The sequence below is a fragment of the Rhodococcus sp. ACPA4 genome (assembly GCF_002300185.1).
Taxonomy (GTDB): Bacteria; Actinomycetota; Actinomycetes; order Mycobacteriales; family Mycobacteriaceae; genus Rhodococcus_F; species Rhodococcus_F globerula.
Genome location: NZ_NSDY01000001.1, coordinates 2005230 through 2017807, shown reverse-complemented (window position 1 = coordinate 2017807; position 12578 = coordinate 2005230). Strand labels below are relative to the sequence as shown.

General features: G+C 62.7%; 15 protein-coding genes. 6 read left to right on the top strand and 9 right to left on the bottom strand.

Going from position 1 to position 12578, the window contains the following annotated elements:
- Window positions 1-18 precede the first annotated feature (18 nt).
- Window positions 19-1233, bottom strand: a complete 1215-nt coding sequence (locus CJ178_RS32740; RefSeq protein ID WP_179300732.1) for a hypothetical protein — start codon at window positions 1231-1233, stop codon at window positions 19-21.
- Window positions 1234-1589: 356 nt separating this feature from the next.
- Complete coding sequence (ybaK, locus tag CJ178_RS09180) at window positions 1590-2084, bottom strand: Cys-tRNA(Pro) deacylase (RefSeq protein WP_045070546.1); 495 nt, start codon at window positions 2082-2084, stop codon at window positions 1590-1592.
- A gap of 355 nt (window positions 2085-2439) precedes the next feature.
- Here ybaK and CJ178_RS09175 point away from each other — a divergent pair, with 355 nt between their 5' ends.
- Both CJ178_RS09175 and rsrA read left to right on the top strand, forming a co-directional pair.
- On the top strand, window positions 2440-3123 hold the full coding sequence (locus CJ178_RS09175; protein WP_045070543.1) for a sigma-70 family RNA polymerase sigma factor: 684 nt from the start codon (window positions 2440-2442) through the stop codon (window positions 3121-3123).
- Entirely contained in the window at window positions 3120-3401 is a 282-nt protein-coding gene (rsrA, locus tag CJ178_RS09170) for a mycothiol system anti-sigma-R factor (RefSeq protein WP_033231177.1), read from the top strand. The genes CJ178_RS09175 and rsrA overlap by 4 nt, the downstream gene beginning before the upstream one ends.
- A gap of 90 nt (window positions 3402-3491) precedes the next feature.
- Here rsrA and CJ178_RS33700 read toward each other — a convergent pair whose 3' ends face one another.
- Window positions 3492-3566, bottom strand: a complete 75-nt coding sequence (locus CJ178_RS33700; RefSeq protein WP_095887907.1) for a 50S ribosomal protein bL37 — start codon at window positions 3564-3566, stop codon at window positions 3492-3494.
- 128 nt (window positions 3567-3694) lie between these two features.
- On the opposite strand from CJ178_RS33700, the gene CJ178_RS09160 reads away from it, so the two are divergent.
- The gene (locus CJ178_RS09160) at window positions 3695-3910 is read left to right on the top strand and encodes a biotin/lipoyl-binding carrier protein (protein ID WP_033231176.1); all 216 of its coding nucleotides are present in this window, start codon (window positions 3695-3697) and stop codon (window positions 3908-3910) included.
- Between the two features lie 10 nt (window positions 3911-3920).
- A complete protein-coding gene (locus CJ178_RS09155) occupies window positions 3921-5423 on the top strand; it encodes a sensor histidine kinase (protein ID WP_092801142.1) in 1503 nt (500 codons plus the stop codon).
- A 134-nt stretch (window positions 5424-5557) separates the two neighbouring features.
- On the opposite strand, the gene CJ178_RS09150 is transcribed toward CJ178_RS09155, so the two are convergent.
- Both CJ178_RS09150 and CJ178_RS09145 read right to left on the bottom strand, forming a co-directional pair.
- Window positions 5558-5812, bottom strand: coding sequence for a WhiB family transcriptional regulator (locus tag CJ178_RS09150; RefSeq protein ID WP_003940950.1), 255 nt, complete (start codon window positions 5810-5812; stop codon window positions 5558-5560).
- 253 nt (window positions 5813-6065) lie between these two features.
- The gene (locus CJ178_RS09145) at window positions 6066-7022 is read right to left on the bottom strand and encodes a diacylglycerol/lipid kinase family protein (RefSeq protein ID WP_092801139.1); all 957 of its coding nucleotides are present in this window, start codon (window positions 7020-7022) and stop codon (window positions 6066-6068) included.
- 41 nt (window positions 7023-7063) lie between these two features.
- On the opposite strand from CJ178_RS09145, the gene CJ178_RS09140 reads away from it, so the two are divergent.
- Window positions 7064-7534 (top strand): hypothetical protein, encoded by a 471-nt coding sequence (locus CJ178_RS09140; RefSeq protein WP_033231173.1) that lies wholly within the window; start codon window positions 7064-7066, stop codon window positions 7532-7534.
- A gap of 4 nt (window positions 7535-7538) precedes the next feature.
- Here CJ178_RS09140 and CJ178_RS09135 read toward each other — a convergent pair whose 3' ends face one another.
- Window positions 7539-8018 (bottom strand): GNAT family N-acetyltransferase, encoded by a 480-nt coding sequence (locus CJ178_RS09135; RefSeq protein WP_092801137.1) that lies wholly within the window; start codon window positions 8016-8018, stop codon window positions 7539-7541.
- 5 nt (window positions 8019-8023) lie between these two features.
- Entirely contained in the window at window positions 8024-8644 is a 621-nt protein-coding gene (locus CJ178_RS09130) for an acid phosphatase (RefSeq protein WP_051730206.1), read from the bottom strand.
- A gap of 84 nt (window positions 8645-8728) precedes the next feature.
- Here CJ178_RS09130 and CJ178_RS09125 point away from each other — a divergent pair, with 84 nt between their 5' ends.
- Window positions 8729-9526, top strand: a complete 798-nt coding sequence (locus tag CJ178_RS09125; protein WP_033231497.1) for a ParA family protein — start codon at window positions 8729-8731, stop codon at window positions 9524-9526.
- 6 nt (window positions 9527-9532) lie between these two features.
- Here the strand turns inward: CJ178_RS09125 and CJ178_RS09120 are convergent, their stop codons facing one another.
- Together CJ178_RS09120 and CJ178_RS09115 are read right to left on the bottom strand one after the other, a co-directional pair.
- Window positions 9533-10735, bottom strand: coding sequence for an Rv3212 family protein (locus CJ178_RS09120; RefSeq protein ID WP_095886566.1), 1203 nt, complete (start codon window positions 10733-10735; stop codon window positions 9533-9535).
- Between the two features lie 9 nt (window positions 10736-10744).
- Window positions 10745-12286: a DEAD/DEAH box helicase gene (locus CJ178_RS09115; RefSeq protein WP_257013071.1), complete on the bottom strand. Its 1542-nt coding sequence runs from the start codon at window positions 12284-12286 to the stop codon at window positions 10745-10747.
- Between the last annotated feature and the right edge of the window lie 292 nt (window positions 12287-12578).

The window sequence follows — 12578 nt, the reverse complement described above, 5'->3', positions numbered from 1 at the left end:
ATCAGGACACGACACCGATCAGTGCTGGTTCGGCGCATTCTTACGGCGCAAAACAAATGCACCCGCGGCGGAGACCAGCAATGCCGCGCCGCCGATTCCGGCGATCAGCACACCGGACGGTCCGGTGGACTCACTTGCCCCGGTCTGGAACACCAGAGCGTCGTCGTAGGCCAGGGGTACAAATGTGCCCTGCGGATCGTCGTAACCGTGGACCTTGTACCCCTCGGGGGTAGTGACCACGTACACCGGTTCCTTCGACGGTCCCGTAGTGGGCGCCGGGGTCCCACCGTCGATCTTCGGGATTCCCACGAGAATCGGGGGAAGAACGATCACCCGAGTGGTGGTTGTGGGAATCGACGTTGCCGACGGTGTCGACACTGCGGAGGACGTGGTGACTCGCGCAGACGTCGTGGTAGTCGGTTCCGTCGTCGTTACTTCGGTGGTGGTCGGTTCGGTGGTGACCGTGGTGGTGGTCGGTTCTGTGGTCGTTACTTCGGTGGTGGTCGTGACGGGTGTTGTTGTGACGGGGGTTGTCGTCACCGTTGTGGTGGTCACGGGTGTTGTTGTGCTGGTTGTTGTTTCGGGTGTCTTGGGATCGGAGGGCATCGGCGGTTCACCGTGCTCGCCGTAGTGGTAGTTCTGGCCGTCGACCTGCACCCAGGTGATATCGAAGTTCTCCCACCCCGGGAAGTTCGGGTGTGAGGAAATATCGAGCACCCAGGGGGATTGGCCGATGAACTTTTCGGTCCACTGCCCGTTGCCGTCGATGTGTGTTCCCAGTTGCATGGTCTCGCCGGTGTCGGGGTTCGTGATCGTCAGGTTGATGTGCTGGCCCATCGCAGCGCTCTGGCCGTCGGGGTAGTAGACCGTCACGGTTCCGGGAGAGACGGAATATTCGCGCCCACCTGCGGCGATGCCGTCTGTCGGTGTGGTCCATGTCGGGGTCGACTGTGCGGCAACCGACGGCGTTGTTGTGCTTGCCGAGGGGGTTGTGGTCGCTGCCGTTGTGGTCTCCGAAGTTGCCGACGACGTTGCTGGAGTTGTTGCTGGCGTGGACTCGGAAGGCGTTGCCGACTCGGTGGTGGAGGGTGACTCGGCGGTTGTCTGCGCCGTTGTCGCCTCGCCGTTGTCGCCATCTGTTGCCGCTGCCGGAGCCGCAGCCGCGAATGCGGTGAAACTGGCGACGGCTACTGCTGCTGCGTAGATCTTGGTACGTCCGCGCTGATTGTTCACGACAGTATGGCCTTTCGGTCCCGAAAGCGGCGGCGCACAGGCTCGGATGGACGCACGGCACAGCAAGGCCGGGCAGGTCGAATCGAAGAGTGTGCCGATGGCGGTGGGTAGTTGATCAATCCTTCAATTACTAGGTAACTCGATGGTCGCTATGTCCGTCAAGTCCGATTTGCTGATCGTGCGCCATTTCACAGAAATGCGCTAATCCATTGCGTCGGAACATATTTCGGATGCGTTGCAAAGGGTGATTTCGGGGGTGAATCTCTCCGGGAAACGTCCCGCCGACTGGCTATCGACGGGACCTTAGGTGTAGGCGGGTTCGGGACTTTAGGCCCACGGCTTTGTTCGAGTAATTGTCAGCCGGCAGTAATCGACGCTGTCGTCGCGCCGCACAGATCGACAAGGTCGCCAGGTGCCAGTTCGATTTCGAGTCCGCGCCGGCCGGCGCTGCACAAGACGCGATCCCACTCGAGTGCTGACGCATCGATCACCGTCGGCAGTTTCTTGCGCTGCCCCAGCGGGGAGATGCCACCGAAGACGTAGCCGCTCGAGCGCTCTGCGTCGGCGCGGTCGGCCATGACGGCTTTGCTTGCGCCGAGCGCGGCGGCAGCGGCTTTCAGCGAGAGTTTCTTCGGGACGGGGAGCACGGCAACGGCCAGTTTCCCCGTGTCGAGTTTGACGACCAGAGTCTTGAATATCTGACCTGCGGTGACACCGACAGCCCCGGCGAGGGCGGTGACCGCCTCGTCGCCGAAGGATTCCGCGCGCGGGTCGTGGTCGTAGCTGTGAACCTGATGGGCGGTCTTCGACTTCTCGAGGAGTTTGGTCGCAGGGGTCGCAGTTCCGGCCATTGCGACACTCTATGTCCAGAAGGGTCGAGCGAAGCGAGGGGGAATGTTGTCCGAGGTCGAGCGAAGCGAGGGGGAATGTTGTCCGAGGTCGAGCGAAGCGAGGGGGAATGTTGTCCGAGGTCGAGCGAAGCGAGGGGGAATGATGTCCGAGGTCGAGCGAAGCGAGGGGGAATGTTGTCCGAGGTCGAGCGAAGCGGGGGGAATGATGTCCGGGGTAGTGGTGTTGGTACTGGTTGATCCATCCGGAAAAAGTGAAGGAGCGACCGTGCTGGCTGTGTGCGAGCCACGACCGGCCCATAGGTCGGAACTGACGATGGCGGTAACCTTGATCCCCACGGCTAGTGAAGGGATCAGAGTGCTGGAACACGACCGGCCCAAGGACGAACAGTCGGAGGTCACCGAACCTGCCGATGCCGTTGCGTCCGAAACGCCCGAAACTGCGGATGAGTTGATTGCCCGTTTCGAGCGGGACGCGCTGCCTTTGCTCGACCAGCTCTACGGTGCCGCGCTGCGTATGACGCGTAATCCCTCGGATGCCGAGGACCTGGTTCAAGAGACGTACATCAAGGCGTACACGGCTTTCCGATCGTTCCGTGACGGAACCAATCTCAAGGCGTGGCTGTACCGGATTCTCACCAACACGTACATCAACTCGTATCGGAAGAAGCAGCGTCAGCCGGCGCAGTATCCGACCGACGAGATCACCGACTGGCAGTTGGCTGCTACGGCGGAGCACACGTCGACCGGGCTGCGTTCCGCTGAGGTCGAGGCGCTCGACGCGCTTCCCGACGACGACATCAAGGCCGCTCTGCAGGAGCTGCCGGAAGAGTTCCGCATGGCGGTGTACTACGCGGACGTCGAGGGTTTCCCGTACAAGGAAATCGCGGAGATCATGGGCACGCCCATCGGAACGGTGATGTCACGGCTGCATCGCGGACGTAAGCAGTTGCGCGGATTGTTGGGCGACGTCGCGAAGGACCGCGGGTTCAACCGGGGCGAGAAGGACGTAGCTGCCGAAGCGGAAGGTGTTACCCGATGAGCACGCAGGACGAATTCGAAAGGCTCGACTGCTCAGCGGTCATTGCCGACGTGTGGTTGATGCTCGACGGTGAATGCGACGATGCCAGTCGTGCGCGTCTGCAGCGACACATCGACGATTGTGGTTCCTGCCTCGCAGCGTACGGAATCGAGGAGAAGGTCAAGAGTTTGATCAGCCGCAAGTGCGGTGGCGAGCATGCGCCCGAGAGCCTCCGTCAGAGGCTCACCATCGAGTTGCGACGCACGATCATCGTGACGAGTACCGAAACCGACAAATAGTCCGGCTGGGGGCGTCTGAGACGTCAACAACAACAAGGGGCGGGGAAGCAATGATTGCTTCCCCGCCCCTTGTTGTCGGTGCACTACATGTCAGGCGTTTGGACGCTTGCCATGGTTAGCTGCACTGCCCTTACGGCTACGCTTCTTACGACCGCGCTTACCCATGATTGGTCTCCCTTCTGTTTCTTTCGCGTCATTCTTTCACGCCCACCTCGGTGTGGTTCCATTGGCAGGTCGATCGGGTCTCCCGGCGGCGGAAGTCCTACCGGTTCTCGGCAGAAGTGAGGTTCACGATGGCAGAAGACGTGCGCGCGGAAATGGTTTCCACGGTGTTCCAGGTTGTCGTGAGTGAGGGCGATGTTGTCGCGGACGGCGACACGCTGGTCATCCTGGAGTCCATGAAGATGGAGATTCCGGTGCTGGCGGAGGTTGCGGGCACCGTCACCACCGTGGGAGTCAAGGTCGGCGATGTCATTCAGCAAGGCGACTTGATCGCCGTGATCTCCTAAGCGTTCGCGAATGTCCACTCTCAGCGACCTCCTGGCAGAACACACCGACCTACCCGGCACCGCCGTCGATCACCTGCAACGGGTGGTGGGCGAGTGGCAGCTCCTCGCCGACCTCTCCTTCGCTGACGTCCTGCTGTGGGTGGCCGCCGAATCGGATCAGTCCGCGCCGTCCGGAAGCGTGATCTGCGTCGCGCATTGCCGTCCGACCACCGCGTCGACGGCATTCCCGGAAGACGCTGTCGGGACCCTTGTGTCGGAGTCCGAGCATCCGCAGGTTCTGCGTGCGTTGGTCGAGGGACAGGTGGTGCGGACGGAGGACGCTGACTGGCGCGAAGGTATGCCGCCGCGCCGGGAGGCATTGCCGGTGCGATTGGACGGCCGTGTCATTGCCGCCCTCAGTCGCGATACCAACCTCTCGCATCAGCGGGCGCAGAGTCCGTTGGAAGTGGCGTATCTGGATTGCGCTGCCGACCTGTGTCAGATGATCAGCGACGGCACGTTCCCGGTTCGGGAATCGCGTTCGGATACCAACTCGAGTCCGCGTGCGGGCGACGGTTTCATCCGGCTCGATACCGAGGGACGGGTGGTGTACGCGAGCCCGAATGCGTTGTCCGCCTATCACCGCATGGGGTTGAGTGCGGATCTCGTTGGCCAGGATCTCGCCGCGGTGACGCGGATGTTGGTGACCGACCCGTTCGAATCGCAAGAGGCCGCCGGCTACATCCGAGACACTTTGGCGGACAAGCCCGGTCGACGGATGGAGATCGAAGCGCGCGGTGCCACGGTGTTGCTGCGTGCGTTGGTCCTCAAGCCGGGTGGACAACATGTGGGGGCTGCTGTTGTCGTCCGCGACGTCACCGAGGTGAAGCGGCGAGATCGTGCCCTGCTCAGCAAGGACGCGACCATCCGCGAAATTCACCATCGTGTGAAGAACAACTTGCAGACCGTCGCGGCGCTGTTGCGCTTGCAGGCTCGGCGAACCGGCAATGACGAAGCACGCCAGGCCTTGACCGAATCGGTACGACGCGTTACGTCGATCGCGTTGGTGCACGACACGTTGTCGATGTCGGTGGACGAGGAGGTCGACCTCGACGAGGTGATCGACCGGTTGGTTCCGATGCTCTCCGATGTCGCGGGAGTCGGTGCGCCCGTGACGATCCGGCGTGAGGGTAGTTTCGGTGTGTTCTCCGCCGAGCGAGCGACGCCGCTGGTGATGGTGCTGACGGAGTTGGTACAGAACGCGATAGAGCACGCGTTCGATCCTGGCGTCGCGGGCACCGTGACTCTCAGCGCGGAGCGTTCGGCGCGGTGGCTGGACGTGATCATCCACGACAACGGGCGTGGTTTGCCTGCGGGTTTCAGTCTCGAGAAATCCGACCGTCTGGGCTTGCAGATCGTGCGGACACTGCTCGGTGCAGAGCTCGGAGGTTCACTCGGATTGCACCCGGGAAGTGGTGGCGGAACCGATGCGGTTCTCCGTGTGCCGCTCGGCAGGCGAAGTGCGCGTTACTGATTCGCCTCGATCGCGATATTTCGAGCAGACAAAAAGCCCGGCACCATGGTGTGCCGGGCTGTCGTCTTCGACGGCAAAACGGGAGGAGCTGTACTCGCGTTCGCGTCGGACGTCTGAAGTACTCGAGTACTTGCCTAGACGGAAGTGCGTGCGCGAGTGCGTGCGTTGCGACGCTTGAGTGCGCGACGCTCGTCTTCGCTCATTCCGCCCCACACGCCTGCATCCTGACCGGACTCGAGAGCCCAGGACAAGCATTCGGCGGTGACGGGGCAGCGGTTGCAGACAACCTTGGCATCGGCAATCTGTGCGAGGGCCGGTCCGCTGTTTCCCACGGGGAAGAACAGTTCGGGATCCTCGTCGCGACAGATTGCGTTGTGGCGCCAGTCCATCTTTTTCGCTCCTTAAGCTGGGTGTGAATACACCGTTTGGTACCAATGAGTTTGTGTGTGCGTAATCAATGTTTCCGCACTGTTACTTGTGAATGCTTTCACGAACTCGCGGTATGTCAATAGATTTGGACAGGTTCGTGGGCCAACTCACTAAAATCGGACGTACCGATTGGCAACCTTGTAGTCATCGGCATTTTACCCGAGAGCAATGACGGTTTTCCACTGTTTTTGCAGGTCAAGACAGTTGTGTGGATCACGCAGGCAGTGGAGCGAAGACCTCGAGTGCGTCCGGTACAGCGGTAAATTCGACCGATTTGCGAAGTCCGATGAAATCTCCGTCCATTTGAAAACCGATCGGCCGTGACGACTCGATGGTGATGGCCGCGACGTCGTCGGTCCGTACGAGGACTTTCGATTTCGGCTCCGCGCCCTTCGCCAACAGTTGCCGGACAACCTTCAGGGAGGGAAGGACTTTGGTGCTCGTCATCGCGAAGAGTCCGAGCCCGGAGTCGAAAGTCGTTCCGGGATTGGTGTGTACGGGGCGCGCTTCGAGATAGGTCCACGGGCTGGAATTGGACACGAATGCATAGTGGACGCCCGAAATGGGATCCTGACCCGGAAGCTGGACCGTCAGTGCAGGTTCGGCTCGCTTGGCCCGGAAGAACGCGGCGATCGCGGTGCGCACGTATCGGCTCGGCGTCGCGGGATCACCGTTCTTACGACTGGCGTCGACGGCCTCGCACACGTCGGCGTCGAGGCCCATCCCGGCGTTGAACGTGAACCATCGGTTGTCTGCGTGGGCAAGTCCGATGCGTCGACGAGTCCGCTCGCTCAAGAGATCGATCAGTTGATTGGTGGCATCGACAGGATCGGGTGCAATGCCCAGTGAACGGGCAAACACGTTGGCGGATCCACCGGGAACAACCGCGACGGTCGGAATGGGTCCTACAGGCACGGCTTTCATCGATGTCGGATGCGGCGATCCGAGGAGGCCGTTGACCACTTCGTTGACGGTGCCGTCGCCGCCGTGGACGATCACCACACCGAAACCGTCTTCGTGCGCTTGCCGGGCGAGTTCGGCGGCGTGACCACGATGGGTTGTGTGCGTCACGGTCAGTCGCACCCGACTCTCGAGAGCGTGAGCCAACAGATCACGACCGGCCGCGGTGGTCGAGGTGGCATTGGGATTGACGATCAGCAGTGCGCGCACGGGGCATGAGCCTATCCGGTGTCGTGTTCTAGGCTGGTCTCGTGCCGAATACTGCCAGCCCGAATACCCTTCCCAACACAGTCAGGTGGGCGGGTGCCCTCGTGACGCTGCAAGGTCTGGTTGCGGCCGGCTTTGCCGTAGTCGCCGTAATTCGGGGTCTGACCGGGCACGACCAGAGCGTGACCAACGGTTACGGGTTTGCCGCGTGGGTGGCAATTCTCGGTGGTGCCGTGTTGGCTGCCGGTATCGCGCTGCTGACGGGTCGGCGGTGGGGACGCGCGATTGCCGTCGTTGCGCAGTTGCTGCTTCTGCCGGTTGCCTGGTCGCTTTTGACCGACTCGCACCAGGTATTTCTCGGTGTTGTCCTCGGAGCGGTTGTTCTCGTGACGCTGGTTTTCCTGTTCTCCGCGCCCACGTCCAAATGGATGGCACTGGAGTACGGATCATTCTCCGACGAGATCGCGACCGAGGAGACCGAATCGACCGAGGGTCGGGACAAGACCGACAGCTGACGCTCTAGCGAGCCTGCGCGGCCAACGAACCCAGGTGGTCGCCGGTCAGTCGGTAGGTGGTCCACTCGGTTTTCGCCTCGGCGCCGAGTGATTCGTAGAACCCGATGGACGATGTGTTCCAGTTGAGCACCGACCACGACAGGCGTGAGTAGTTGTTGTCCGTGCATTCCTTCGCGAGAGCAGCCAACAAGGCTTTGCCGTGGCCTGATCCGCGCTCGGAGGGCTTCACGTACAAGTCTTCGAGGTAGATGCCGTAGACGCCTTCCCAGGTCGAGAAATTGCGGAACCACAGCGCCATACCGACAACATCTCCGCTCTCGGAGACCGCGACATGGGCAAAAGCGGACGCCGCATCACCAAAAAGTGCTTCGCCGATCTGAGCGGGTTTGACGGTGCACTCGTCGAGCGCCTTCTGATAATCGGCCAGTTCGTAGATCATGTCGGTGATCGGCTGGATGTCTGCGGGAGTGGCGCGTCGGATCATGGCGCTCAGCCTTCCACGAGCGGTGGCACGTTGTGGTGCAGGAGATGCGTCGATCCGTGTTCGTACCCGAGCACCGAGTAGGCGCCGGGGGAGAGGGCAAATCGTCGGCCCTCGGAGACGGGCAGTTCGAGCCACCGCGCGATGAGAGCGCGGGAGAAATGACCGTGCCCGATCAGGATGACGTCCCGTTCGGCCAGCTGAGAGGTCACCAGGCTGAGCACCATGTCCGTGCGGGCGCCGATCTCGTCGGCATGCTCGCCGCCCGGGCAGGGATGACTCCACACCGTCCAATCGGGGACGCTTGTGCGAATTTCAGGCGTGGTGAGTCCCTCGTAGTCGCCGTAATCCCACTCGGACAATGCATCCCATGTCTGCTCGTCCGGCAGCCCTGCGAGCTCGCCCGTGCGCTGGGCGCGCAGCCGTGGGCTGGTCAGGATCATGGGATTGCGGAGGCCGAGTGCTCGAATGCGATTACCGGTGGCGGTGGCCTGGATCTCGCCGAGCGCGGTGAGCGGGACTTCGGTGCGACTGGTGTGCTTACCGCTGCGGGCCCATTCGGTTTCGCCGTGACGCAAGAGAATGACGCGGGGATTGGACGTGACGGTGCTGCGAACCGAGGAGGCCATGTGCCCATCATTGCAGGACAACTCGTGACACGACATCCGCGTGTAGCGTTCGCCTCTTCGCTCGAAATGCGCAAGGATCTATCTGTGACGACGGTTCTCGCAGTGGCAAATCAAAAGGGCGGCGTGGCCAAGACCACGACCGTCGCCTCCCTCGGTGCGGCTCTGTCCGCTCTCGGTCAACGTGTACTGGTGGTGGATCTTGATCCTCAGGGGTGCCTGACGTTCTCGCTCGGGCACAACCCCGATCGGCTCGAACGTTCGGTCAACGAAGTCCTGGCCGGTGATCTCGACGCTGCCGATGCGATCCTGTCTACCGGTGACGGCATGGATCTTCTGCCGGCAACCATCGATCTGGCGGGAGCGGAAGCGCTCCTGCTGATGCGTCCGGGCCGAGAGTTCGCGCTCAAGCGTGCGCTGTCGCCGCTGCTCGGGAACTACGACGTCGTCATCATCGACTGCCCGCCTTCGTTGGGTGTGTTGACGCTCAACGGATTGACTGCCGCGCAGTCGGTTCTTGTTCCACTGCAATGCGAAACGCTGGCGCATCGCGGTGTGGGGCAGCTTCTGCGTACGGTGCGCGAAGTGCAGGCGATCACCAACCCCGACCTGGTTCTGCTCGGTGCATTGCCGACGCTGTACGACGCTCGGACTACACACAGCCGCGACGTTCTCGCAGATGTGAGTGACCGCTACTCGCTGCCCGTGCTCGCTCCGCCGATCCCGCGGACCGTCAAGTTCGCCGAAGCGTCGGCGTCCGGTGCGACGGTATTGGCCGGCCGGAAGAACAAGGGGGCCGACGCCTATCGCGATCTGGCGGCGAACCTTGTAAAGCATTGGGCGGGAAGCGAAATCGTCACCTTTGTGCCGGACCCGACGGTCTGAGGCAAGTCAGCGCAGCGCAACCAGGGTGCCGTCGCGCTGTTCGAGAATGGTGTCGCCGGCGCTCGCGATGACGATCGGTGAGGTGATGGCGCCGCGGTCGACGCCGATCATGCGGGTGACGGCGCCGTCGGTGGGGTTGATCACGGCAATTCCGTTGGGTACGGGAACAAGAAGCTGATCGGAGACCAGCGTGCCCGGGCCGGATGTTCCCTCGACGATCCAGGTGGGGGTCAAGTCGTTCGATCGAAGATTGATCGTCTGGGTGCCGGTCCACCACGTGATGCTGTTCTTGTCGGTGCGGAGGGTTGCGCGCTGAGAGTCGACGCCGTTCACGGGGTAGTCGACCAGTGCGGTGCCGGCGCCGTCGAAAATGCTGAGGCGAGAGACGGTTCCGTTTGCGCCGGGTAGGTAGACGGCGGTCTTCTCACCGGACACGGCGACGACGCGGGCACCCTCGGAATCCGGAAGCACGACCGTGCCGTATTCCTGCGGTTCCTGAGCATCCTTCGGGGCGGGATTCATGATCGTCAGACGGTTCGACGCGTCGCCCTCGCATTTCTGGAGGACGGACACGCGGCTGGAACTTGAAGCGGCGCTGAGTAATTCGCAACCTGCGTGCGGTTGCTTGTTGGGATTGACCGGGGCGTCGACGCGGCCGTACTCGAGCGTGCGCACAAGGTCCGAGCGCCACAGTTCCATTCGGGTGTCACCGAGGGAGATGACATAGGTGCCGTCGGCCGACAAGGTGACCGACGGATCGGCGTCGCTGTTGCGCTGGTCTTTACGTGCTCCGGTGTCGGCTACCAGCGAGGTGACTTGTGAGCACCCACGGTCGTCCTGGTACACCGCCACGACTCGATCCCAGGAACCGATAGCTCCGCACAGTGGATAGTTGCGCGAGTAACGCCACACTTCGTCCCCGGTGGCGGGGTCACGGCCGACGACGTCGGAGCCGTCCGCTGTGACTGCGGCGTTGCCCACGGCGATCGGAGCTGTGGAGTCCGCGCTCGGGAACGCCCACACCTCGCGCAGAATGTCCGGAAGAACCGCGGACGTCGTCAGCGGAGGGAGAGCCGTGTCAGCGGTGACCGAGGTGGTTCCGCGCGCATCACTGCGCAACCACACCACGGTCACCGCCACGATCACGGCCAGCGCGATACCGAGAGCCGCGATTACATCAGAGCGAGTACGCCGTTCAGGTGCCAGCACATGGGGAGCTTACTCTGCTGCGGCTGCCGCAACGGCCTGCGCCGGGCGACGACGACGGCGACGGCGCGGCTTGGATGCGGCGTCGGAATCGGCTGAAGTGGCAGCATCGTCGGCGGGTGCAGCAGCATCCGCCGTGGGTGCAGTTGTCTGAGTTGCGTCAGCTGATTCGCTGCCGGCCCGGGTACGGCGACGGGTCCGGTTGCGACGAGGAGCGGCCTTCTCTTCGCTTCCGTCGGTGTCGGCAGCAGCCTTCGTGTCCGCGTTCGCCTTTTCGGGCGCAGCTTGCGCCTTCGCAGGCGCAGTCTTGCGGACGGTGCCCTTCGCGTCGGCCGGGATGGACAGCTCTTCGTACAGGTGCGGCGAGCTCGAGTACGTCTCGACCGGGTCGGGAATTCCGAGGCTCAGTGCCTTGTCGATGAGCTGCCAGCGAGGGATGTCGTCCCAGTCGACCAGCGTGACGGCGATACCGGTGCGTCCTGCTCGGCCGGTACGGCCGATGCGGTGGACGTACGTCTTCTCGTCCTCGGGACACTGGTAGTTGATGACGTGGGTGACGTCGTCGATGTCGATACCGCGAGCAGCGACGTCGGTGGCGACAAGAACGTCGACCTTGCCGTTACGGAAGCCCTTCAGGGCCTTTTCACGGGCGATCTGTCCGAGGTCACCGTGGACGGCACCGACGGAGAAGCCGCGCTCGGCGAGATCGTCGGCGACTTTCTGGGCGGTGCGCTTGGTGCGGGTGAAGATCATGGTTGCGCCGCGACCTTCGGCCTGCAGCACGCGGGCGACCATCTCGGCCTTGTCGAGTGCGTGTGCACGGTAGATGTGCTGGCTCGTGCGATCGTGCACGGCGGACGATTCGGCTTCCTCGGCACGGATGTGCGTCGGCTGCGTCAGGAAGGTGCGCGCCAGGGTGATGATCGGGCCCGGCATCGTTGCGGAGAACAGCATCGTCTGACGCTTGTCGGGGACCATGCCCATGAGGCGTTCGATGTCGGGCAGGAAGCCGAGGTCGAGCATTTCGTCGGCTTCGTCGAGTACGAGAACGCCGACCTTGCCGAGAATCAGGTGCGACTGGTTCGCGAGGTCGAGCAGGCGGCCCGGGGTGCCGACAACAACGTCGACGCCCTTCTGGAGTGCCGCGATCTGAGCTTCGTAGGGACGGCCGCCGTAGATGGGCAGAACCTGGAGACCGCGATCGCCGACGCGGAGGTACTTGCTGGCGTTCTCGAGGTCGCGAGCAACCTGGATGCACAGTTCGCGGGTCGGGACGATGATCAAGGCGCGGGGCGTGCCGTCGAGGGCAGCGGTGCCATTGGAGGCAGTGGCGATGCGGTGCAGCAGCGGGACGCCGAAACCGAAGGTCTTGCCCATTCCGGTGCGGGCCTGACCGATGAGGTCGTCGCCGGCGAGAGCCAACGGAAGTGTGAGTTCCTGGATGGCAAAAGTGCGTTCGATGCCGATTTCGTTCAGCGCGCGGACGATTTCGTCGCGGACACCGAGTTCGGCAAACGTCGGGGGTACATGGGTGTCGTCGAGCTGGACGGACACGGTGTTTTCTGTTGCTTCGTCTTCGTGGTCGATCGTGATCTTGCTCAGGGGACTAGCCTTTCCTCGTTGCGGTACGCACGCACAAGGTAAGGGGCCTGGCCGTAAATCGGCCGAAGTCGATGCCCTCTTGTTCGTCGGCTCTGCCTACGCCTCAGCACTGGGGTTTCGCGGACCGATGTTCTGATGCCGTCCGTGAAATCTCGGCGAAGCGGGCAACAACCTTCGATGCAGGTGCGCGCACATTATCTGTGGGGTCCGTGAGTACTAGATCATCCCCGCTGAATGAACGGGC

What these genes read in the sequence shown, in the direction of transcription:
- CJ178_RS09150 (WP_003940950.1), bottom strand. Translation starts at nt 5,812, where the DNA reads ATGGACTGGCGCCACAACGCAATCTGTCGCGACGAGGATCCCGAACTG.
- CJ178_RS09135 (WP_092801137.1), bottom strand. Translation starts at nt 8,018, where the DNA reads ATGATCCGACGCGCCACTCCCGCAGACATCCAGCCGATCACCGACATG.
- CJ178_RS09130 (WP_051730206.1), bottom strand. Translation starts at nt 8,644, where the DNA reads ATGGCCTCCTCGGTTCGCAGCACCGTCACGTCCAATCCCCGCGTCATT.
- CJ178_RS09160 (WP_033231176.1), top strand. Translation starts at nt 3,695, where the DNA reads ATGGCAGAAGACGTGCGCGCGGAAATGGTTTCCACGGTGTTCCAGGTT.
- ybaK (WP_045070546.1), bottom strand. Translation starts at nt 2,084, where the DNA reads ATGGCCGGAACTGCGACCCCTGCGACCAAACTCCTCGAGAAGTCGAAG.
- CJ178_RS09155 (WP_092801142.1), top strand. Translation starts at nt 3,921, where the DNA reads ATGTCCACTCTCAGCGACCTCCTGGCAGAACACACCGACCTACCCGGC.
- rsrA (WP_033231177.1), top strand. Translation starts at nt 3,120, where the DNA reads ATGAGCACGCAGGACGAATTCGAAAGGCTCGACTGCTCAGCGGTCATT.